This window comes from Fodinibius roseus, assembly GCF_900129315.1.
GTDB lineage: Bacteria > Bacteroidota > Rhodothermia > Balneolales > Balneolaceae > Fodinibius > Fodinibius roseus.
Window position 1 is genome coordinate 1 of the sequence record NZ_FQUS01000028.1, and the last position, 20,154, is coordinate 20,154.

Here is a 20,154-nt window from a genome sequence, read left to right on the forward strand (position 1 = left end):
TGGTTATGATTTTAAGCGATCAATCAAAACCTAGCCATGGCCTTTCTTTTTTTCCAATTCCTTACCTACTTTTACAGAAACTAATTTACACAGCGAAACGGTCAGCTATTGATCCTTTTCCAACATTCGGGTCATGATTTTTATTAAATAGATACCTAAGAGCTATATCTATTTTAGATTTATTTAAATTATTTTCACCTTTAGTAAATTTGAGATCAAGTTCTCCAGGAACCCCATCAAAATTAGGAAAATCCTTTAGTATTCTATTTTCTATATCTTGATGAGTTGGATTTTCCATTTTCCCTATATCTCTTGCTAAAGGCCATAACCACTCCTCGGCTACACTCAGCTTTTCATTGTTAGATTCAGCCTTCCTTCTCTCTTTCTTCTTTTCTTCATCAGAAAGTTCTAAATAGTTCACTTCATCATACTCTATGTCATCAAGGACTAGTAAGCGATTATTACACCTTTTAAAATATTTAACTACCCATAGACGACAACCTATATCTTTGTACTCTTTGAAAAGTGAAAAGAGCTTTTTAAGATCATTTGCTTGTCTAAATGTAGTATCCTTTTCCTTATACCATGTAACGTAATCATCGGATGATTCAACATATTTAAGTCCGTAAATAAAGATTAATATTAGAAGCTCCTCGAATCTTTCTCGTAATTTTGCCCCTATAGAGCTAGGTCTATTTTTAACTGCTACTTTTATTTCATCAACTCTTTCACAAATCGTATACCCAATATCTTTTAATCTATATGCACTATAAAACGACTTCGGATTATTATATTTCTTGATAACTTTAATAATTCCAGGGTGATACATATCTGCATATATAGTCTCACCACCATAAGATTCAAACTCAGCCTTGAAGGATTTAAGTTTTTGAGATAAAATCTTATCAAAAGAAATTTTCTCTTCTTTAAAACTTGATTCTAATTCAGATAGATAGGCATTTGTTTGCGGAATGCTGTCAATTTCACTAACAATTTTATCAAACTGTTCCAAATACTTGGATACCCTATTGCTCTCATAAATATCAATAAACATACTTAGTTATCTTGTTCACTAATTATTTTTTTTAAGTGACTAGCCCATTGTTGAAGCGCCTCTCTTTTCTCATCTAAGTAAGAATGGCGGTCATAAATAGCCGTTATCTGTGTATCCCCAGATAGACCTTTATGGTTTAAGATTTTGCCAAGCACTGTTCTATCTACTTTTAACTTTGCCATATGGGTTGCGGCGGTTCTCCTAAGGTCATGTATCCTAAAATCTTTTACTTTTGATTTCTTGCGTATTCTTTTAACAGCCCTTCGAAACCATTGTATCGGATCATCATCCATCCTGGGAGATTTGAACACATAACTACTTCTACCTGTAAGTGGACGTATTTTTTCTATTATTTCATTCGCACAATTTGATAATGGTATATCATGAGTACGCTTAGACTTAGACTCTGACGCAGGTATTGTCCAGATACCATCATTTATATCTTCCCATTTCATTCTGCTTGTTTCCCCTTTTCGCTGTCCACAGAGTAAAAGTATTTTAAATAAAGATCTTATTGGTTCATCTTCATTATTGAACGCTTTCCATAATTTCTTTAATTCTTTTTTATTATAGAACCGCTCTCGTTTATTTCTTCCAGAATCATAGGTTGAAATATTTTGAACTGGATTCTGATTTACTAATCCCCTCTCTATACCAAATGAATAAATCTTAGAAAGTCTGGCTCGTATCCGATTTGCCATTGTTGGAGATTCATCCTCATAGGCCTTTTGGTCTAGCAAGTTTCTGATTCTATCCTTGGTAATTTCATCAATACCATACTTACCTAAGACCGGGATTAATTCTTTATCAATAATTCTCTCATATTCATAACTTGTACTTTCTCTTAGCGTGGGTAAGTGTTTGTCTTTAAATTCTTCAGTTAATTCTCTGAAGCTTTCAGAGTCTCCTCTTTCTCTCTTTTTAATTTTTTCAGCCTGTGGATCATTACCTTGTGCCACTTCAATTCTAAGATCTTTGGATATCGACCGGGCATCAGCTAACCCTATTGTTGGAAATTTTCCGATTGTATATCGTTTTCCTTTGGCCCCATAACGAAAGCAAAATGATTTATAACCGGTTGGGGTAATTCTCAAGACTAGACCCTTGACAAGTGTATCTGCATAGTCGGTACGTTTTTTGGGTTCATCTAAATTAGTGATGAAAGAATGTGTTAGTTTTCTCTTTGGCATTACTTCCTCTTTACTTGATAATTATTTTGCCAGGGACAGCTTGGGGACAGCCCATTTCTGTTATGGCATGGGGTTATAATGGCTATAATGTATGCCCTAAATGTATGATATACAAGGGATTAGAAAGTAATTTGTTACGTAATGCTATCTCCTGTTAAGGAAGTTTTTACTGACTGTCACGCAGGAGGTCGCGAGTTCGAATCTCGTCCGGATCGCTCAACGATAAGCCCTTAACTCATAAAGAGTTAGGGGCTTTTTTGTTTTGTATAGTTGGCTCAATTTGTAGCCCTTCTTTTGGTCTGGTACAAGAATGGTACAAGGTTACTATTCACTCTATTCTTAAGCGATGCTCAAGTTTGGAGACAAACTCTTTTTGTATAAGCTTCAGTTGCTGTGCAGAAATAGATAGGATTAGATTAATACACTCAATGAATTGTTTAATTGTTAAAAATCCTCTCGAATTTCCTAAAGGTAAAAGATTCCCTACGTTTGATTCACGAATACATAAAATGGAACCAATGGGATCCGAGAATTTAGAAAGATTTATTGAAGCATATCAAAATATTGGGGCTTATTATCTGGTTCCCTCATTTGCTCCTGAAGGTTTTGATGGTTCACAACCTCCAAAGTTTGGATGGGAGTATTTTATTGGACTTAGAGGTTTATATATCAGAGAAGCCTATGAAATTGGACCTAATGATATTGATGCTACAGTTATAAGAGAAGGTGATGATCCAATTATACCCGAGGAACATAAAGATGATGCACCGATCCTGAACTTATTGGAGAATCGTAAAGAAGAATAATTTGTAGTGATTACTTAAAATGGCTTTAGAAGAACAGAAAACGAGCTTACGCAAGATGAAGCTTTATAGGGTAGAAAGCTTGCAAACGATTAAAGTGTACATATTCTTCAACCTTACTATCCAAGCTTCCAGTCTATAGCTTTAAGACGCTGGGCAACCCTTTTAATATCACTCAGTACAGCGTCATCATCCGGAAGGCCTCCAATAACCAATTTTTTAAAAGTGCTGTTATACACAGACTTGATCTTATCCCAGGTTTCCTCGGGTTTGTCAAAAAGCAGGGCTGATGCGGGATGCTCATACAACCAATCGTACTTGTTGCCGTAACTTTTGATATCATCAGCTCCGACTTTAACCAACATCCTATCGAGCTTTTTGCTTTCAAAGAAACTTTGAATTGAAGGTTTCTTCAGCAACATGTGAATGTCATAGGTGTGCCGGACTTTATTTCCGAGATCCTCATACGGGTTTTCGGCATGTGAAAACCGGACCAAAGACATTATTTTCTCGCAAAAGGTCCGTTCTATAGTTAGTACTTTCAAGGGGAAGGGAGCTAATCCATATTTTTCAACGAGATCTTCCTGACCTCTCGCTTTCATCATGTCGGCAATAAACGAGTGAACCTCTACTTCTTCATGAGGTTCAAAATGTCCCAGCCTTGAAACCTCAACAATGATTTTATCCCGAACCTGGCCATAGGGTTGGTCATATTCATGTTTTGCATACTCGTAGGCTACCTTTCTATTTTTTCCACGCTTCATAGTAATCCCGGGTAATTCTACTTCCTCCAAATCAGTATCGTCAACCACTTTGCTGACATTCCGGACCCTTTTGTCCATTTGGTTGTTAGATAGCCCGGGATCTTCTAACACTACTAGATCTAAATCCTCCGAAAACCGGTTGATCGCCTGGTAACATTTGGAGAGCGAGGTGCCTCCCTTAAATACGGCAACGTCTTTCATATCGGAATGAAAGATCGCATGAAGGGCATAGGTTACCCAGTAGTCTTTCTCGATGTAGATTTCCCGAATATTCTTATAATCGGCCGTAGCCCTTATGGCATCCCGAAAGATTTCGGCATCTTCGTGTAGGTTCATCTAAACAATATTCCAGTTTTGGGCTGTGGACAGGCTACTGCCAAGACTACCGAATTTGTAACTCGACAGTGGATTCAGGCTATTTTTCAATTTGGGAAAAGCGCTGCTAAATTCCTGATCGGTAAGCAGGGCTCCCAGCAGCGCACGTACCCGGGGAGGATATTGCAGGGCGTAGGTAATCAGCTTATTTCTGTCGGTAGTACTCAAATCATGTATGCGCTCTTGCAGTTGCCCGATAGCATTATCGATATCCAGATCCGGGATTTTCTTGAAATCCTTTATGGCATCCAGGATCTCCAGGAAAAGGATGTTCTCGGTATTGGGATCCACGTAGCTCTTGACCGATTTTATGTTCAGGTTATCAATCTCGGTATTGATCCTTTTCTTATTGCAGGCCAGCGTAATGTTTTTGGGGACCTGCGTTGTAAGCCCCATCCGATTGTACAAAGACAAGCCGGTGATGTAAGCGATGCGATTGTCACCTTCGTACATATAGGGTTTGAGCAGCTGTTTTTCATTAGGCTTTAAATCGCCAAATAATGACTTTTTGGGCTTGTAAAACAGGCCTTTGGAAATCCTTTTTACGACACCCTTGGATATCAATCGCTCGATGGCCTTGGTAGCAGCCCCGTATTCGCTGTTATCTATACCGAGCTGGTCATATTTAAATGTCGTTCCTTCGTCAAAGGAAGAAACTTTCTCTTTTATTCTTTTTGCAGTACTCATAATGCTACGTGTTATGCTAATGGCCTTTCAACAGCTTGTATCAATATAGCATTTAATCGTTAAATATGTCAAGTTTTTTACGTTATTTACTCGACATAATAAGAGATCTTAATAATACTATTAAGTGACTTCCAGGCCAATTTGCCCGCGTGTCTGGCGCACCTGGAGTTTCCGGCCGGTCACCGCCGGTATATCCGCACGACAAACCTGATCGAACGGGCCTTTGTTGAGCAGAAACGCCGCACGAAAGTCATTCCCGCGCATGTAAACGAAAAGGGAGCTATGAAACTGGTCTACAGGAGTCTGATCCGAGCCGCTCGAGACTGGCAACGTGTAAGTATGGACCCTCTGGAACTGAGTCAGCTAAAACACCTGCGGAAGACCATGATTCCCGAAGAAGGTATTACCACAGAAAACAATAACATCTCATACCAACTGGCCGCATGAACTTCTCACGTTTTTACACACTAATTGAGACTTGACCGGATATAGGCCCGGGAAGTAATACCCAACCACTTTCGGAGGAATACTAAACCTTACCGGGCTTCTATGACTTTCGGATGTAACGAGTTCTTCATCTTCCAGAGCACTCAACACTCTTCGGGCTGAACGCTCAGAAAGCCCCGTCACTCTTTTGGCATCTCCACGGGAAACTTCACCACGCAACATGACTTCAGTCAAGATATACTTAGACTCTTCTTTCAACTCTTTTTCACCGGTTAGTATGCCTTGAGCTCTCAAGTCAATATATCCATGTATACGTTGTGAAAGGTTATCCAAATCAAACAATCCGCTGTGGTCTTGGCTGGGTTTTGCAAAGGGTTCATATAGTATGTACAATACATCTTAAACACACAATCACACAAATCGTGAAATAATCATGGATAGATCCGTAAAGACCCCCTGTCATCCTCAATGAGACCGAAATCCAGTCTCTTATGGGCAAAGCGAATCCCCTGCAATGCTACCGGCCATCGCCACACCGTCATGATTCCGTTCATGCTGAACCTGCGCTTTCGATGGCTAAAGTCGTGAACCGCCGGTGGAGTGCCGTTACCTTTATTTCGGCTTGAACGCTAAAAATCAGTAATTGGTAACCCGGTGACGACATAATGAAAAAATTACTTCAAATAACAAATGGTAGTGTCTTCATAGCGGTAATAGTGATAAATTATCTCTCCACAACCGGTGCGTTCAATGGAAACACGGTAGGCGGCGTTTCTGGGCAGTATCATAATTACTTTACGCCCGCCGGTTACGCTTTCACAATCTGGAGCCTGATTTATCTCGGACTGGGGGCGTTTGTTATTTACCAGGCGCGCAGCCTTTTTAACCAAAAAGCGAGCGATGAAATTGTATTTCAAGTCGGTTGGTGGTTTGTTATTTCCTGCTTTGCAAATATCTTTTGGATTGTAACCTGGGTGTATGATTTCACCGGTCTTTCTGTCCTTATCATGGCTCTGCTCCTTTTTTCACTGATCAGGATTATCGTGCGGACCAATATGGAGATGGAAGATGCACCGCTTCATAAAATAGCTTTCGTCTGGTGGCCATTTTCAGCCTATTCCGGGTGGATTACCGTAGCTTTTATTGCTAACACCGCTGCCTACTTAACTAAAATAGAATGGCGGGGCTTTGGAATCTCACCAGTTAGCTGGACGGTAATTATGATTTTTGCAGCGGGGGTGATATATATGACCATGACCTGGACCCGGAATATGCGTGAATTCGCCCTGGTCGGGGTCTGGGGATTGGTAGCTATAGCTGTTGCCAATTGGGGAGAAGTGCCTGTCATCGCTAATACAGCCCTTGCCGTTGCTGCCATACTCTTTATCAGCAGTGGAATTCACGGGTTTATAAACCGAAAAAGCTTTCCGCCGGCATGAGATTAAATCACGATGGGGTATGTAATTTGTTTTAGCTCAGGTGAATCAGAAACAGGAAGCGTTGCAAAACCTGTTTTATCATGCTGAACCCCAGGGCCGATTTTTCAAACGCTGATATCAGCTACTGTTCAGGTGTCTGGAGTTTAATCAGATTAAAATTCCCAAAGACCTGAACTGGATATAATAGAGGTCATATCTACAGATTCGTTCATTATAGGTATACAAAACCCGCCTTTTTCACTGAGCAGACTGATTAATATTGGTATTGATTGAAAATAAAATACAACCGGTTAAATGAGCATACATATTGTTCTACACATTTTGGTTCCTGTCATAGTGGCCCATCTTTTCTATAAAGAACAATGGAGACAGGCGGTGTTGATTATGATTCTTACCATGCTGGTTGACCTTGATCACCTGTTAGCAAATCCCATTTATGATCCGGGGCGGTGCTCAATTGGCTTCCATCCTCTTCATACTATTCCGGCCATTGGAATCTATATTTTGCTGTTTGCACTCCCTTTGATAACGGGATCAGGGAAAGGGAAGGATAAAACCCTTCCTGCGAAGAACATGCTGCATCTGATGGGCTTAGGCTTGTTGATACACATGGCACTTGATGGGATTGACTGCCTTTTTTAAGGCTACCCTGGGAATAGGCACTTGGTGGATCTATACAAATTCATTTACGCAGGTTAGGAGATCATCCGCATACATTGATCGTGGCATGCCCAAAAAAAAGAAAAATTATCCGTCCGGGAGTTCAGGGATCGATCTTAAAGGTAGCCCTCAGGATTTTCAAAGAGTTACAATCTATTTGCTGTGAAACATACGAGAGCTAAAAAGATCGGGCGCAAAAACCGCTTTACGATGCTCGAAACATATCCTCGAGATAGTTGACAACGCTGTCTTCCATATTGGTTCCTATGACTTCGTGCGCATGTTTCTTGAGCCGCTCATCCGCATTTTGTACCGCAATACACTGGTGTGCAATTTTAAACATCCTGATATCATTAATGTGGTCTCCAAAGACAACCAGATCCTTATCCCGTTGGCCAAATTCATCTTGTAGCTGTTGGATGGCCCGATCTTTTGTCGCCCTGTAATCGTGAACAGTAAGCCAATGCCAGCCCCTGGAGTAGAAGTTCTCAAACAGGTGAACTTCTACCCGGTCCGGAAATTGATCAAGCAACTCTTGTTTTATTCGAAGCAACTTCTGTTCCCGGTCTATAAACGTAAAGCACGTTATATAATGGTCCCTGAGGTCCCGGATACTTTTCGTGCTTTGCAGCCGGTGATCATTATTAGCAAGGCGATCCTCATAATACCACTGCAGTCCGCCGTTGCTGATCTGATTGTAAAACAGGAAATCCGACCCGCCATAGTGAGAAGAGATGAAAACACCCACATCATGCTTCTCGACATATTCCCGAATTCGTTGTCTCACGTCCTGTTGAATCTCATTGATAACAATGTGCTCCTTGGTATTGTAATCTGAAATATAGGCGCCATTCAGGCAAATTACCGGGAGGGACAGCTGCAGGTCCCGGAGGATATCGGAAATCGTGTGAAGGCTCCGGGCCGTCGCTACGGTAAAATCCAGCCCGTTGTCGATTAATCGCTGCAATTTTGTCCGGCTATGCTTGGATAATACCCCGTCGTTGTTAAGAAGTGTGCCGTCAAGATCAGAAACGACGAATTTTTTGTTCAGCATCAGGATTTAAATGTATTGGATTTTAGCAATGCCCCGATCCGGGGGTGATACCGTATCTAAGGGACGTAATTCTACCTCGCCGATGAGCATGTTTCCCGAAGCCCGTGCAATTTGATAAATGAACGCAGCAAGTTTTTCAGGCTCTATTTTTTTATCGTCATGCGTTTTGGACCTGTTTTTTATGGCTCCGGCATTGATTAAGGTCGTACGAATTCCACGATCTCTTGTTTCCTGTATATATACTTCCGATAGTGCTTTAAGAGCCGCTTTTGTAGCACAGTAGGCGGCACCCCCTTCAAAATAATGATCCGCGGCATGACTTCCCATAATGATAACCCTGCCCTCCCCGGAAGATTCCAATGAGGGGGTAAGATATTTCAGGAGCAAAAAAGAGGCGTTTAAATTGGTATTGACCGAATATAACCAATCTTTCTCAGGCATCTCTTTGATGGAAGACAGTTTCCGTACAGCAGCATTGAGGAAACAGAGTGAGATGGTTCCCGTTTTTTCTTTTAATCGATCAACAGCTGCCCTGATCTCCTTCGGCTTCGAAAGATCGCATTGGAGTTCATTCATCCATGCTTCTCCTTTGAGCGTCTTATTGAGAGAATGGACAACATATCCTTTGGTATCAAAATATTTTGCAACGGCATACCCCGTTCCCCGGTTGGAGCCGGTGATAAGCATGTTTTTCTCTTCCACAATCTGTCAGATTAAATTAAGAAGACGCGTCCACTCTTTTCTGATGTCCTCATGCGAGGCTCCTTTTCTGAACAAGTCCTTGTCAAGCGATCGGCCGGATTCCGATTTCAGCCTCATGCCATCGGGAGAAATTTCTGAGGTAACAACATATTCTCCGCGGGAATTCTTTCCAAAGATCAGGCAAAAATCCACCAGTACCAGATCAGACATCCACTCTTTCAGGGCCTTGTTGACCTTTAAAGCAATGGTTTTCAGCACTTCGGGATCTACTCCATATTCCCGGATATAATCGGCTGCAATCGGCTGGTCTTCGGGATCGGTTCGGTAGTCGAACTTGACGATCGGGTTTTCGAACTCAGCATATTTTTCAAACAATCCGGGATAAAATTTCAAGGTGGAGCCAATGGCAAAATTTTTGACGATGACCTCGAAGGGGGGATTGCTGCAGCGCTGCGCAATATACCGCCGGGGATCCACACGTTCCACAAAGGCTGTATTGATACCCTTCTCCCGAAGTACCCCGACGGCCTTCTCGTAGAAATCCAATCGCAGGACATCGGTCCCCTCAACAAGTTCATGGCGGTCATAGGTATAGCTTGTCAGCGATGGAATCAACTCCACAAGCAGGAGATCATCCTTGTATTCGTATATACGTTTACTTCTCCCTTCCATTATCGGAGAATCGGATATCACACGGTCAATAGCGTTATTCATAGAGCAGGATATGGCTATGTTAAATAGGTTAAAGATTCCAGTAATCTCGCTCGGAAAGCGTATCCGGTGCTGCCAGGCGGATGGTAAGAGCATCGGTATTGGTTTGAAGCCAGGAAGATACTTCCGAGGTAAGATCTTGTGTGAGACGTTTTACAATCTGTTTTTTGGTGTTTTTGAGAAGGCCTGGCTTTTCTTCCGGAGAAAACGTTAACTCAGCGGTGAGTCCCAATTTAAAGTCCTCGTGAAGCTCGTTTATTTTGAATTTTGGCCAGTTCGGAGCCGAGGGATCGTTGAGTATGGAAAAGCCGGAAGAAGGACGGCTCAGCCCGGGGACATCATCGATGGCTTTGGCGACTTCCGCTTCACCCGCATAGATACCCGGAGCTATTTTTACACTCCGCTGTAGTCTCCCTTTAAATTTATAGGCTTTCTTTCCCGCAGGACAATCGGTATCATAGATTTTTACTAGGTCTGAGGTTTTGTACCGTATTAGTACAAATCGCTGGCTAAAAGGAAAAAGCGGGGTTATCACAAGCTCACCCACTCCTTCATCAATACGGCCTCCGGTTTCCACATTCAGCACTTCAGGTACCACAAAAGGCTCAAAATGAAACCCCCCGCAATTGTCACAATAGCGGGCTCCGCCAAACATTTCGGACATGGAAAAATTATCGGTGATGCCGGTTCCGAAAAAATCTTCCATAGCTTTTTTTCTTTTCGGCGGTACGGGCCAGCCGAAGATGGTAATAGCATCCAGCTGATCTTCCGGAAGCCTGATATTCTCCTGTTCCATGTACTGGTAGAGAACACAAAGGCCCATATAGGTTATATTTAATTTGCTGACCTTCCGCTGGTGTCCGGGGAAATCAAATTCATTCTGTAATAGCCATACTGTCCGCAAAACCCCGTAATCCCTGATCAATTCAACCATGAAATTATAACCGAATCCGGGTATTTTCAGCACGGCGCCATGATTCATAGATCCTTCCGAGATGCCCAGCGGCTGGGATGCTTCGGATTCAAACCGGTTGGACTGCAGAACGGAAAAGAAATTCTGCAGATACTGCTGTTCTTCAAGCGATCTCTGAATAAGCAACGGACGCTGACTGATCGTTCCTGTCGTGAAGGTTACAAATCCAAAGGTTGTGATATCAGAAATGATCCCGTATTCGTGCTCATAGATGCTTTCCTTGGTGACAAGCGGCAGCTCTTCCAGCTGCTCATAACCGGTGAATTTATGGCCGGCTGTTTCAAGACTCTTTCCATAATAAGAGGTATTCTCACGGGCCATCCGGACCGTAAGATCAATCATCTTATCCCTGAGAAGAGCAAATCCTTCCTCGTACCTGGCGGGATGAGCCAGCACATGAGAAAACAAGGGAGCCATAACAGCAGATCCGACGTGCTCGGGTTCAAGCCGGGCAGGAAGATCCTTTATCCAGTTTGTAAATTCTTCTGATGTAGGTCCGGAAGTAACATTTCTTTCTTCCTGGGTTCCATGCATGCTACTTTGAACCTATCTCTTTGGTCACACCCGCAATAGCTTTACCAAATGCTGCCGGTTCGGCAGCAGCTATTTCTGAGAAGACAGCGGGCTCGGCCGTCATAACCTTGCCAATTAAAGCAGGATTTTTTTCAGCAACTTCGGAAATGATCGACGGATTGGAAGCCAGCGCCTTACTTAAAATAACAGGCTCGGCCGTAGCAATTTCCATAATATTGTCAGGCGATTCTTTGATCCTTTCGCTTATTGCCATAGGTTCGGCCGCCATTATCTTGGATATGGTTGAAGGATTCATCCGGGCAATTTCACTTGCCACCGCAGATTCGGCTCCCGGATATTCAGCTAATTGTGACGATTCTGCCGGTACGTAACCTCTCATATCTCTACTTTTCCTGGATTCTTCCATAATAAAATTTTTAGTTATTGGTTTTTTGTGTACATGAAATCCCACATTTTTTCACAGTCTCAGTTGGCTCGGGGATGGGATAGTGATGATATCCCGTTAAAATCACCACCCGGAGATTGCTTGTTTCCCATTTCCATCTACTTATTAATGGCAAACTTCAGCCAACAACATTCAAAAAAACCTTTATTAAATCAACCATAAAAGATTGATGGGAGGATTAGTTTCAATATAATATTTTTTACCTAATTCCATAATGCTTTTTAAAAAGGGTCAGGCATGGCCCCGAATAATATGCTAATCTAATGTAGTATCATGACATTTCGAAAGCCGTTGTTATGTGAGGATAAATTTCCCTGATCTTGTCCCGGATCATGATATTCCTATAACCGGCCCGCAGTAATTCCTGTCGCCTTCCTTTTTATTCATATTCCTCTTCCCAAAAACTCCTCACCGCCTCCCGGACGGCTTGCAGGGAGCTGTACCGTGGCTGGAATTTCAAGCGTTCTTTGGCCTTTTCTATACTGGCATTGGCGCTATGTGCTATGTGATCCCACGTCAGATCCGCTTCTTCCCCGCTGACCGTCTTCCTCCATTCCTCCCACGGCAGAAATCGCAGCTTGGCTTCCTGCCCCCGCCACTCCGCCACGGCCCTTGCATATCCCCGGAGCGTAAGTGCCTGTTCGGAGGCAACATGGAAGCTTTCGCCCACCGCCTGACTCCAGTTATCCATCGCCTTAACGAATGCCTGGGCCACATCATCGGCATGCACGTGATGAACTGTTTCCATGCCGATGTTGGGCAATACAACTTCTTTGCCCCCCGCCAGCCGGCTGAATATACCGGGATCAAGATTCCCTGCGGGATTGACGGGCATCCAGCCCGGACCCGTAATATGTCCCGGATGAAGAATGGTAGCGGGAAATCCCTTTCGGCGGGACAGAGAAATCAGATATGATTCAATGGCAGCCTTATTTATTCCATACTCCCCAAACGGGTTCCGCGGCTGACTTTCACGGGTGGGGACCCGCTCACTGTGACCATGAACCCAGAGGGTCCCACAGTGCAGAAAATGTTGCACTTGCCCCATAAGAGCCTCTGCCAGGCCTTTCGCACTCTCAAGCGTAAAGCAGATCATGTCTATTACCACATGGGGATTTAATTCAGCGATCTGCTTCCCAAACAGGTTCTTCTCCTCCGCCTCCGTGCGGTCAATAGCCACCTGCGTTACAAATTTCCATGCCGGATGTGATCGATAGGGCTTGCGTTGTTGACGACTGACACAAATTACCTCATAACCGTCCAGAACCAACCGCGGAACCAGAAAAGTTCCCACATGTCCCGTCCCCCCAATAATGACCACTCTCATTTTCTGCTTTATTTTTTAACATTTTGATTAATGCGGCTCTTTATTTCCATAACATACAAAAACGCTGATATTGAAACGAAAAAGGGCTGCATTAAAATTTATTACCCCGTCGTTTCTACCTCTCATACCCTTTCAAAAGGATAATTTCATTTACTTATTGCTTTTTGTAATATTAAGTTTTACTATTATCGTATAATATTTATTACAGTTGTTTCCATTGCCTCATTTTTTGAAGCCAACATGAAACAGATAGAGAAAGGGTTACAAAAATACTATAAATTCGGGCAATACAAGAACTTTTATAAATACAAAGTGCGGAGTTCCCCCTTTACGGGACAAATTCACGTTACATTTACAAACGGCATTCAGAAACTTTTTGCCAGCGGAAGGTGTAAGGAGGAGGCTTTAAAAAAGATATTCACACAAATTGACAGACTGGCTTCCTGTAAAAACGGGCGGTCATCTCATCAGATGACTCCTCATAACTAACTAAAACCGCATTTATCGAACGAGAATAACCGGACAAATACAGTTTCCCGGCACATTTATTGTTATTTCTTACAACTTGCTAACGTAATTTGGGAACTATACCGATAAGGCAAATACCATTTTAACCTATTCATTATGAAAGCTATCGAAACCCGTCTGAAAACCTACTACAAAACAGGAAATTATAAGGGGTTTTACAAAACCAGGGAGTCAAAGATGAAACTATCCGGAGGTCCCTGTACCCAGCTTATCTTCTCCAACGGATATAAGGAAATAATTGCTTCAGGGCAATTCAATGAGGAGGCGTTGGAAAAGATATTCGACAAAATAGACCACTATTTCGCCTCAAGTTCCATCCGGTACCAATCCAGCAAGGAAAGGTCGTTTGCTGCCTCGCCGTGAATAGGGTCAGGATGAAATGAGCATACCCTACCGGGTAAGAATTACAAGGGCTGTCATAATCTGGGACGCTGTCGGATTGGTGGCAAGCGGGGTTACGCTGGATGCCATACCGGGATGGTATGCCACTTGTTATCGCTGTTCTGATCACCTTCAATAGATTCAAAACCCTAAAATCCCGGACGGCCTGGCTTTTCCGGCCTATTTATTATGGATTGCTTTTACCGCCCTTTTTAAATCTGACTATATATCTTCTCAATTAGCTTTTCTAATCGCTCTTAGCCCGCTCAAACTGTACCCTCCCCCACAACCAATACATGACCTTACCGACTGATGGATTCGATGGGATGGTTTTCAACGGCACATGGTGATATCCCGGATACCCCGCAAAAAAGGATAATTTATATTGGTTCTTAAAAAAACCGGCTTATCTTCTTAGCCTGATATTGTATATTATACCTTTAAATATTTAAGGTTTCCTTGTGTTTGATTTTTTAGTATCGCCTCAACGTTTAAATAACGAGTCAGGCGGTTGTAGATTTTGGAGAAGATCAAGGGGCAAAACGGGCATAGTTGTAGTTACATGAGCTTTCTGCAAAGCAGAGATCCTTCAAAAGGTACCCCGCATTATCCGCAGGTTCAGGCTTGAGAAGACCCAATTTGTGCGCCGGCTCCCAAAACCTCCGCAGGGATGCTTTTATTATCCACTTAAGACATACACAGGGAGGCAAATACCTTTCTGTCGGTCGGCTTTACCGTAAAATAATATTTAGTAAAAATAATTACCTTCCCCTTAATGGCTTTTCAAAAACCGGTTTTGTTTACTTTCCTGTACCTCGCGCTGGTGGTAATAACCGCCCGGGCCCAGAAAATTAATAACCATTACCAATTGCATATCAACAAGGCCACTTCTCCCGTGACGGTTGACGGCAGAATGGATGAATCCGCATGGCAAGAAGCGGAATCGGCAACCGATTTTCACATGATTACCCCGATGGATACCAGCCGTGCCCGGCTTCGTACCGAGGTACGAATGACCTATGACGACAGGAACCTGTATATTATCGCTGTTAATTTCCGCGGAGAGCCGGACCCCAATGTTGTGGAGTCGCTCCGACGAGACTTCAATTTCGGAAACAACGATAACTTTCTGCTTTTCATGGATCCGTTCGATGATCAAACCAATGGTTTTTCTTTTGGCGCCAACGCCGAGGGAGCCGAATGGGATGGACTTATGTACGACGGGGGCAGCGTCAACCTGAGCTGGGATAATAAGTGGGTTTCAAAAGTGAGAAATTATGAGGACCGATGGGTCTTTGAAGCAGCAATTCCTTTCAAGTCCCTGCGTTACGATCAGGAAATCACGACCTGGGGCATCAATTTCAGCCGGTATGATCTGACGTTCCAGGAAAAATCGGGATGGGCGCCGGTGCCCCGGCAGTTTCCTTCCGCTTCGCTGGCTTACACCGGAAACCTCGTATGGGATGCCCCGCCACCATCGGCCGGATCCAACATCTCTGTTATTCCCCACCTCCTGGGAGGATTGAACAAGGATTTTCAACCGTCGGATAGCCCCTCTTACCGGAGGGAAGCGGGAGTAAATGCTAAAATAGGTCTCAACTCGTCGCTAAATCTCGACCTGACCATTAATCCCGACTTCTCACAGGTTGAGGTGGATGAGCAGATCATCGATACGGAACGGTTTGAGCTCTTTTTCCCCGAAAAACGACAGTTTTTTCTCGAGAATGAAGATCTGTTTGCCAACTTCGGCAACGAAAATATTCGTCCCTTCTTTTCCAGGAGAATTGGGCTGGATGCCCCTATCCTGTTCGGGGGACGCTTAAGCGGGCAGATCAACCGGGACTGGAGAGTGGGGGCGATGAATATGCAGACGGAACGCGTCTCGGAGCAGAACATCCCTTCCCGGAATTTCTCCGTATTTGCTCTGAAGAGGCGGGTTTCCGACCGTTCCAATCTCGGCCTGATTTTTGTAAACAAGGAATCCCTCGGCTCGCTGGCCGACAACGGGAATGGGGGAACTGCTGCCGATGCCGGTTATAATCGCAATATCGGGGTGGAATACGACCTTGCGACCTCATCCGACTTGTGGAACGGCAATTTCACGCTGCTTAAATCTTTTTCATCCGAAACTTCGGGAAGAACCTTCGGCCATACCGCCAGTGTCCTTTACTCCGACGGTAACTGGAAGGTTCAATGGGCCCAGGATTATGTCGGAAGTGACTTTACCGCCGAAACCGGGTATGTCCCGCGAAACGGATATATCCGGCTGTACCCGGAAGTGGGGTACCTGTTTTTCCCGGCCAACGGACGCGTCTTAAGCCACGGCCCCACAATAAGTACATCCACCTACTTCGATGAGTCGCTGCTCAACACTGATTATGAAAACAAAATCACCTACAGCGTCAATTTTCGGAATGGGGGGACCCTCAGCAGCTGGATTACCCATCGGTTCGTAGAACTCCTCGATCCCTTCGATCCCACGAGCATATCCGGATACAACCTGGAGGCGGGGAGCCGCCATACCTGGAATAATTTGGGGCTGGAGTTTGCTTCCAAGCCTCAGAGTCTGTACACCTACTTGTTTTCCGTACAGCGGGGTGGTTTTTTTGCAGGCGGGGATCGCCTGTATCTCCGCTCGGAGCTGGGATTCAGATTCCAGCCCTACATCAATATCTCCGCCTACACCAGCTATAACAGGCTGGATTTGCCTCAACCCTGGAATCGCTCCGAATTCTGGCTGGTAGGCAACCGCCTGGATATCACATTCACCAAGAATATCTATTTTACAACCTTTGTCCAGTATAACGACCAGCTGGATAACATCAATATCAACAGCCGGTTCCAATGGCGTTTCCAACCGGCATCCGACCTTTTTGTGGTTTACACCGATAACTACATACCGGGATCCTTTTCCGTGAAAAGCCGTTCCCTGATGCTGAAATTAACGTATTGGTGGAATTTATAGAACATCCGGAACCCACTATAAACGGCAGATTGCGACTCCCCGAGGCATAGTGCCATCTAATTTGGGTATTCTTTCCTGCTTACTCTCAACCGTTCATCTCGCAATTTACGCTACACTCGCATCTATTTTTTTTACGTAACCCGTGAATGCTTCCACTCCCATATTCATTGCCATTAAATAATCCTGGAGTCGTCACCCGGAATGGGCACGGGATAGCTTCCGTCTTCCCGGGGAAGAACGGGCGGCTCGGAATCTTCCGACAAGTTATTGGGAACCATTACCACATCCGAGTTCAGAGCATCGTCCCACTCAACAAGTTTCCCCGACTGAACGGCCATTCGTCCCATGATGCTTGTCAGCGTACTCTTGGCTCCCCATTCGGTGTCATTGACGGGATTACCGCTTCGGATAGCTCGGTAGAGCACTTCATGCTCGGTTTGGTATGGATTCGGGTCCCCCGCATCGTCATAGCTCCAAAGCGTCTCTCCATTCCGGCTTTTGATCTCCGGACCGGAGCCGCCCGACGCATGAGCAACGCCCCTGCTTCCCTGGAAAGAAAAGGTGCGATTGGTCCAGCATCCCTGGATATGGCGGGTTCGGCTGTGCAAGCTGGTTCCGTCCTCATATTCATAGTCTATATAGTAGTGGTCATAGATGTTGCCCTGTTCGGGTCCCTCCAGGGCGGCCCTGCCGCCTGTCCCGAATGCCCGCACGGGATATGAGCCTTTTGCCCAGTGCGCAATATCTTCGAAATGAATCGTGAGTCCCGCGGGTGATCCACCCCACAGCCATTCAAACTGGCGCCAGTTTCGCAACTGGTACTCCAGTTCACTGTCGCCAGGTTTGCGTGCGACCTGCTTGATACCGGCCAGCAAATAGTTGCAGGACATGGAGGTGATATCACCGAGTTCACCGGCATTCACCTTCTCTACAAGCTTTTGGAACCGCCTGGAATACCGGTATTGGAGTCCCACTACCACGCTTAACCCTTTTTCTTCAGCCACTTTACCGGCCTCAAAGATCCTGCGCACGCCCGGCGCGTCCGTTGCCAGAGGCTTCTCCATAAACACGTGTTTCCCGGCTTTCACTGCCGTTTCGAAATGGAGGGGACGAAACGCCGGCGGGGTTGCCAGGAGCACCACATCGGCCAGGTCGATCGCCTTTTGATAAGCATCCAGTCCCACAAACTTATGATCATCCGGCACCTTTATTCGATTGCTAATGCTGTCAACGCGCATCAGATTCTGATAGCTATCGTTCAGCTTCTCTTCAAAAATATCTGCCATCGCTACGAGTTCAACCCCCTCTTCTGCCTGTAATGCATTGACAACGGCTCCGGCTCCTCTCGATCCGCTCCCCACCAGCGCGAGTTTAAGCGTGTCCTTTGGTGCTCCGAATGCATTACTTCCGCCTGCCAGCGGACTTAGGAAGGCTCCTCCCACCAAAGCGGCAGAACTCCCCAGAAACGTTCGTCGTGAAATACTGTTATTTTTGCCTTTTAAAGAGAATTCAGGATCCATGGTTTTGTAAATGTCTGTATAGGTGTAGTGTTATGGTGTAATCTTGTATTTAAAAAGAGGTCTTGCTTTGCGATGCCGGGATATGGATATGCGGCTTATTTGTACTCCGATTTTCCTGTGCCTATCCAATAAAAGAAGAAAGATATAAAACAAAAAATATAAAAGCCTGTTTTCCTTTGGTTGTTTTCAGAGCGTGATTCTAACGGTCATAGCACCGATCGCTCCTCTGGCAAACTGCTCCCTATGATAACTTCGCTGTTCCCTATTTATTACCTATCCTGCATCGAAATAACGCCCCTTTTTCTGACGAAGATCCGGCTGCCTTCAACATTACCCTTAATATCCGCTTCAAATCTTACTTTTATAGGTCCTAACCCGGATTATTCTCGAAGAAATTTGATTGTGGGCAAGCCGCCCCGCCTCTCACCTGTTTCTTTTCATCGCTTCTAACAGAGCGCCTTGCAAAATCGTTTTTTGGCCAATCTCTGCATTTTCGCAAATTCAAAAACCTCACATATGCATTATTATGCTGCGGTTTTGAATTCGTTCAGGGGTTGATATTGATCAAAACTCCTGATTTTTCAAAGGTCTTATAAAAAAGAAAACGACCTGACTTTTGTAGATTTAATTCCCATATAGTTATAACTCTGAAAAAAAATTCTGCCTGAGTAGTTACTTCCCTTCGCGACGGTGTAATACCAATGTTAACTACTGATAACCCTATAAACTTGTATTCTTATGATAACATCGATAAAAAAATTAACCACTCTCTTTCTGATAGCAACCGTCATTGGATTTACAGCGTGCGATGACGATGACAGCACAGGTCCCAATACTGATCTCAATGCCCTGGAGACTATCGAAGGTGAAAGCACGCTTTCCACCCTCTACGATTTCCTTTCAGAGGAAGACTGGGCCGATACCCTTTCACAAGAGGGACCTGTTACTGTTTTTGCCCCCACTGATGATGCGTTGGAGGAAGCAGAGGCGGATACCCTGAGTGATGAGGCATTGACGGATCTCCTGCAGTATCACGTCGTGGAAGAAAACCTTACCTACGATGAGCTGCAGGACACCGAATCCGCTACCGCCCTTAATGAAGGAACGTTGTCGTTCAGCACGGATGATGATGACGCCGTGACCATCAATGAAGACCAGGCGACCATCACTTCAAGCGGTATAGAAGCTACGAATGGAACCGTGTTTGTTATCGATACGGTTCTTACCCAGCCCGAAGAATAAGCAACTTCGGACGCATAATCATCACCGTTGCGCGGCTGCCCCGAAAAGACCCTGGTAAAATCAGAATTCATAGCTATTCAGAAATCTGGTTTTATCTCTTGGGGCAGCCTTTTTTTTGGCATATTTTCTTTACGGTTATAGCTATCCTTCAATTCCGCCTCCGGGCTAACCAATACCCTCCCCACCGCCGGAAATCACCCTTTCTCCTCTTCTTTTTTTATTTATCTTTAAGGGCTTAAATGCGTATGAGGCATAATCCGACTTAACGCAAACTCCGGTCAGGTTAGCGAGAAGGAGATCTAAAAGTGTCATCCTGAAACGCCTTTGCCTGGTGATAGCTGGAGTGAGTGAAA

18 protein-coding genes and 1 pseudogene are annotated in these 20,154 nt (G+C 44.4%); 8 read left to right on the forward strand and 11 right to left on the reverse strand.

Annotated elements, in window-relative coordinates; all coding sequences use genetic code 11:
* Positions 1-85: 85 nt before the first annotated feature.
* Together BUB16_RS18620 and BUB16_RS18625 are read right to left on the reverse strand one after the other, a co-directional pair.
* Positions 86-1,054, reverse strand: coding sequence for a hypothetical protein (locus BUB16_RS18620; RefSeq protein ID WP_073067901.1), 969 nt, complete (start codon positions 1,052-1,054; stop codon positions 86-88).
* A gap of 2 nt (positions 1,055-1,056) precedes the next feature.
* Entirely contained in the window at positions 1,057-2,244 is a 1,188-nt protein-coding gene (locus BUB16_RS18625; RefSeq protein WP_073067903.1) for a tyrosine-type recombinase/integrase, read from the reverse strand.
* A 518-nt stretch (positions 2,245-2,762) separates the two neighbouring features.
* Between BUB16_RS18625 and BUB16_RS18630 the strand changes: the two genes are divergently transcribed.
* Positions 2,763-3,050 (forward strand): hypothetical protein, encoded by a 288-nt coding sequence (locus BUB16_RS18630; protein ID WP_139240380.1) that lies wholly within the window; start codon positions 2,763-2,765, stop codon positions 3,048-3,050.
* A gap of 116 nt (positions 3,051-3,166) precedes the next feature.
* On the opposite strand, the gene BUB16_RS18635 is transcribed toward BUB16_RS18630, so the two are convergent.
* Both BUB16_RS18635 and BUB16_RS18640 read right to left on the reverse strand, forming a co-directional pair.
* Complete coding sequence (locus BUB16_RS18635) at positions 3,167-4,147, reverse strand: nucleotidyl transferase AbiEii/AbiGii toxin family protein (protein WP_073067907.1); 981 nt, start codon at positions 4,145-4,147, stop codon at positions 3,167-3,169.
* Positions 4,148-4,873, reverse strand: a complete 726-nt coding sequence (locus BUB16_RS18640; protein ID WP_073067909.1) for a type IV toxin-antitoxin system AbiEi family antitoxin domain-containing protein — start codon at positions 4,871-4,873, stop codon at positions 4,148-4,150.
* A gap of 117 nt (positions 4,874-4,990) precedes the next feature.
* On the opposite strand from BUB16_RS18640, the pseudogene BUB16_RS18645 reads away from it, so the two are divergent.
* The 4 genes and pseudogenes from BUB16_RS18645 to BUB16_RS18655 all read left to right on the forward strand — a co-directional run.
* Positions 4,991-5,320: pseudogene (locus tag BUB16_RS18645) on the forward strand (transposase); the annotation flags it as partial.
* Between the two features lie 491 nt (positions 5,321-5,811).
* Positions 5,812-5,946 carry a hypothetical protein gene (locus tag BUB16_RS22085; protein ID WP_280173672.1) on the forward strand — a complete coding sequence of 45 codons (135 nt, stop codon included), beginning with the start codon at positions 5,812-5,814 and terminating at the stop codon, positions 5,944-5,946.
* 39 nt (positions 5,947-5,985) lie between these two features.
* Positions 5,986-6,759, forward strand: coding sequence for a TspO-related membrane protein (locus BUB16_RS18650; protein WP_073067914.1), 774 nt, complete (start codon positions 5,986-5,988; stop codon positions 6,757-6,759).
* Between the two features lie 294 nt (positions 6,760-7,053).
* Positions 7,054-7,401, forward strand: a complete 348-nt coding sequence (locus BUB16_RS18655) for a DUF6122 family protein (protein ID WP_073067916.1) — start codon at positions 7,054-7,056, stop codon at positions 7,399-7,401.
* A 223-nt stretch (positions 7,402-7,624) separates the two neighbouring features.
* Here BUB16_RS18655 and BUB16_RS18660 read toward each other — a convergent pair whose 3' ends face one another.
* The 6 genes from BUB16_RS18660 to BUB16_RS18685 form a co-directional block, all read right to left on the reverse strand.
* Entirely contained in the window at positions 7,625-8,473 is an 849-nt protein-coding gene (locus tag BUB16_RS18660; RefSeq protein WP_084088434.1) for a Cof-type HAD-IIB family hydrolase, read from the reverse strand.
* Positions 8,474-8,479: 6 nt separating this feature from the next.
* On the reverse strand, positions 8,480-9,175 hold the full coding sequence (locus tag BUB16_RS18665) for an SDR family oxidoreductase (RefSeq protein ID WP_073067918.1): 696 nt from the start codon (positions 9,173-9,175) through the stop codon (positions 8,480-8,482).
* 6 nt (positions 9,176-9,181) lie between these two features.
* Complete coding sequence (locus tag BUB16_RS18670; protein WP_073067920.1) at positions 9,182-9,889, reverse strand: phosphoribosylaminoimidazolesuccinocarboxamide synthase; 708 nt, start codon at positions 9,887-9,889, stop codon at positions 9,182-9,184.
* 28 nt (positions 9,890-9,917) lie between these two features.
* Positions 9,918-11,393 carry a phenylacetate--CoA ligase family protein gene (locus BUB16_RS18675; protein ID WP_073067922.1) on the reverse strand — a complete coding sequence of 492 codons (1,476 nt, stop codon included), beginning with the start codon at positions 11,391-11,393 and terminating at the stop codon, positions 9,918-9,920.
* A 1-nt stretch (position 11,394) separates the two neighbouring features.
* Positions 11,395-11,799, reverse strand: a complete 405-nt coding sequence (locus BUB16_RS18680; RefSeq protein WP_073067924.1) for a hypothetical protein — start codon at positions 11,797-11,799, stop codon at positions 11,395-11,397.
* 418 nt (positions 11,800-12,217) lie between these two features.
* On the reverse strand, positions 12,218-13,165 hold the full coding sequence (locus BUB16_RS18685; RefSeq protein WP_073067927.1) for an NAD-dependent epimerase/dehydratase family protein: 948 nt from the start codon (positions 13,163-13,165) through the stop codon (positions 12,218-12,220).
* Between the two features lie 624 nt (positions 13,166-13,789).
* Here BUB16_RS18685 and BUB16_RS18695 point away from each other — a divergent pair.
* A complete protein-coding gene (locus tag BUB16_RS18695; RefSeq protein ID WP_073067931.1) occupies positions 13,790-14,056 on the forward strand; it encodes a hypothetical protein in 267 nt (88 codons plus the stop codon).
* A 793-nt stretch (positions 14,057-14,849) separates the two neighbouring features.
* A complete protein-coding gene (locus BUB16_RS18700) occupies positions 14,850-17,039 on the forward strand; it encodes a carbohydrate binding family 9 domain-containing protein (RefSeq protein WP_084088435.1) in 2,190 nt (729 codons plus the stop codon).
* A gap of 173 nt (positions 17,040-17,212) precedes the next feature.
* On the opposite strand, the gene BUB16_RS18705 is transcribed toward BUB16_RS18700, so the two are convergent.
* Entirely contained in the window at positions 17,213-18,559 is a 1,347-nt protein-coding gene (locus BUB16_RS18705) for a Gfo/Idh/MocA family protein (protein WP_073067933.1), read from the reverse strand.
* 738 nt (positions 18,560-19,297) lie between these two features.
* Here BUB16_RS18705 and BUB16_RS18710 point away from each other — a divergent pair.
* Positions 19,298-19,801 (forward strand): fasciclin domain-containing protein, encoded by a 504-nt coding sequence (locus BUB16_RS18710; RefSeq protein ID WP_073067935.1) that lies wholly within the window; start codon positions 19,298-19,300, stop codon positions 19,799-19,801.
* Positions 19,802-20,154 lie beyond the last annotated feature (353 nt).

Bases quoted from the DNA above. Each gene is read 5' to 3' on its own strand.
- BUB16_RS18620 (WP_073067901.1), bottom strand. From the start codon at position 1,054: ATGTTTATTGATATTTATGAGAGCAATAGGGTATCCAAGTATTTGGAA.
- BUB16_RS18640 (WP_073067909.1), bottom strand. From the start codon at position 4,873: ATGAGTACTGCAAAAAGAATAAAAGAGAAAGTTTCTTCCTTTGACGAA.
- BUB16_RS18710 (WP_073067935.1), top strand. From the start codon at position 19,298: ATGATAACATCGATAAAAAAATTAACCACTCTCTTTCTGATAGCAACC.
- BUB16_RS18655 (WP_073067916.1), top strand. From the start codon at position 7,054: ATGAGCATACATATTGTTCTACACATTTTGGTTCCTGTCATAGTGGCC.
- BUB16_RS18635 (WP_073067907.1), bottom strand. From the start codon at position 4,147: ATGAACCTACACGAAGATGCCGAAATCTTTCGGGATGCCATAAGGGCT.
- BUB16_RS22085 (WP_280173672.1), top strand. From the start codon at position 5,812: ATGGGCAAAGCGAATCCCCTGCAATGCTACCGGCCATCGCCACACCGT.
- BUB16_RS18660 (WP_084088434.1), bottom strand. From the start codon at position 8,473: ATGCTGAACAAAAAATTCGTCGTTTCTGATCTTGACGGCACACTTCTT.
- BUB16_RS18675 (WP_073067922.1), bottom strand. From the start codon at position 11,393: ATGCATGGAACCCAGGAAGAAAGAAATGTTACTTCCGGACCTACATCA.
- BUB16_RS18680 (WP_073067924.1), bottom strand. From the start codon at position 11,799: ATGGAAGAATCCAGGAAAAGTAGAGATATGAGAGGTTACGTACCGGCA.
- BUB16_RS18670 (WP_073067920.1), bottom strand. From the start codon at position 9,889: ATGAATAACGCTATTGACCGTGTGATATCCGATTCTCCGATAATGGAA.
- BUB16_RS18695 (WP_073067931.1), top strand. From the start codon at position 13,790: ATGAAAGCTATCGAAACCCGTCTGAAAACCTACTACAAAACAGGAAAT.
- BUB16_RS18630 (WP_139240380.1), top strand. From the start codon at position 2,763: ATGGGATCCGAGAATTTAGAAAGATTTATTGAAGCATATCAAAATATT.
- BUB16_RS18685 (WP_073067927.1), bottom strand. From the start codon at position 13,165: ATGAGAGTGGTCATTATTGGGGGGACGGGACATGTGGGAACTTTTCTG.
- BUB16_RS18650 (WP_073067914.1), top strand. From the start codon at position 5,986: ATGAAAAAATTACTTCAAATAACAAATGGTAGTGTCTTCATAGCGGTA.
- BUB16_RS18705 (WP_073067933.1), bottom strand. From the start codon at position 18,559: ATGGATCCTGAATTCTCTTTAAAAGGCAAAAATAACAGTATTTCACGA.
- BUB16_RS18700 (WP_084088435.1), top strand. From the start codon at position 14,850: ATGGCTTTTCAAAAACCGGTTTTGTTTACTTTCCTGTACCTCGCGCTG.
- BUB16_RS18625 (WP_073067903.1), bottom strand. From the start codon at position 2,244: ATGCCAAAGAGAAAACTAACACATTCTTTCATCACTAATTTAGATGAA.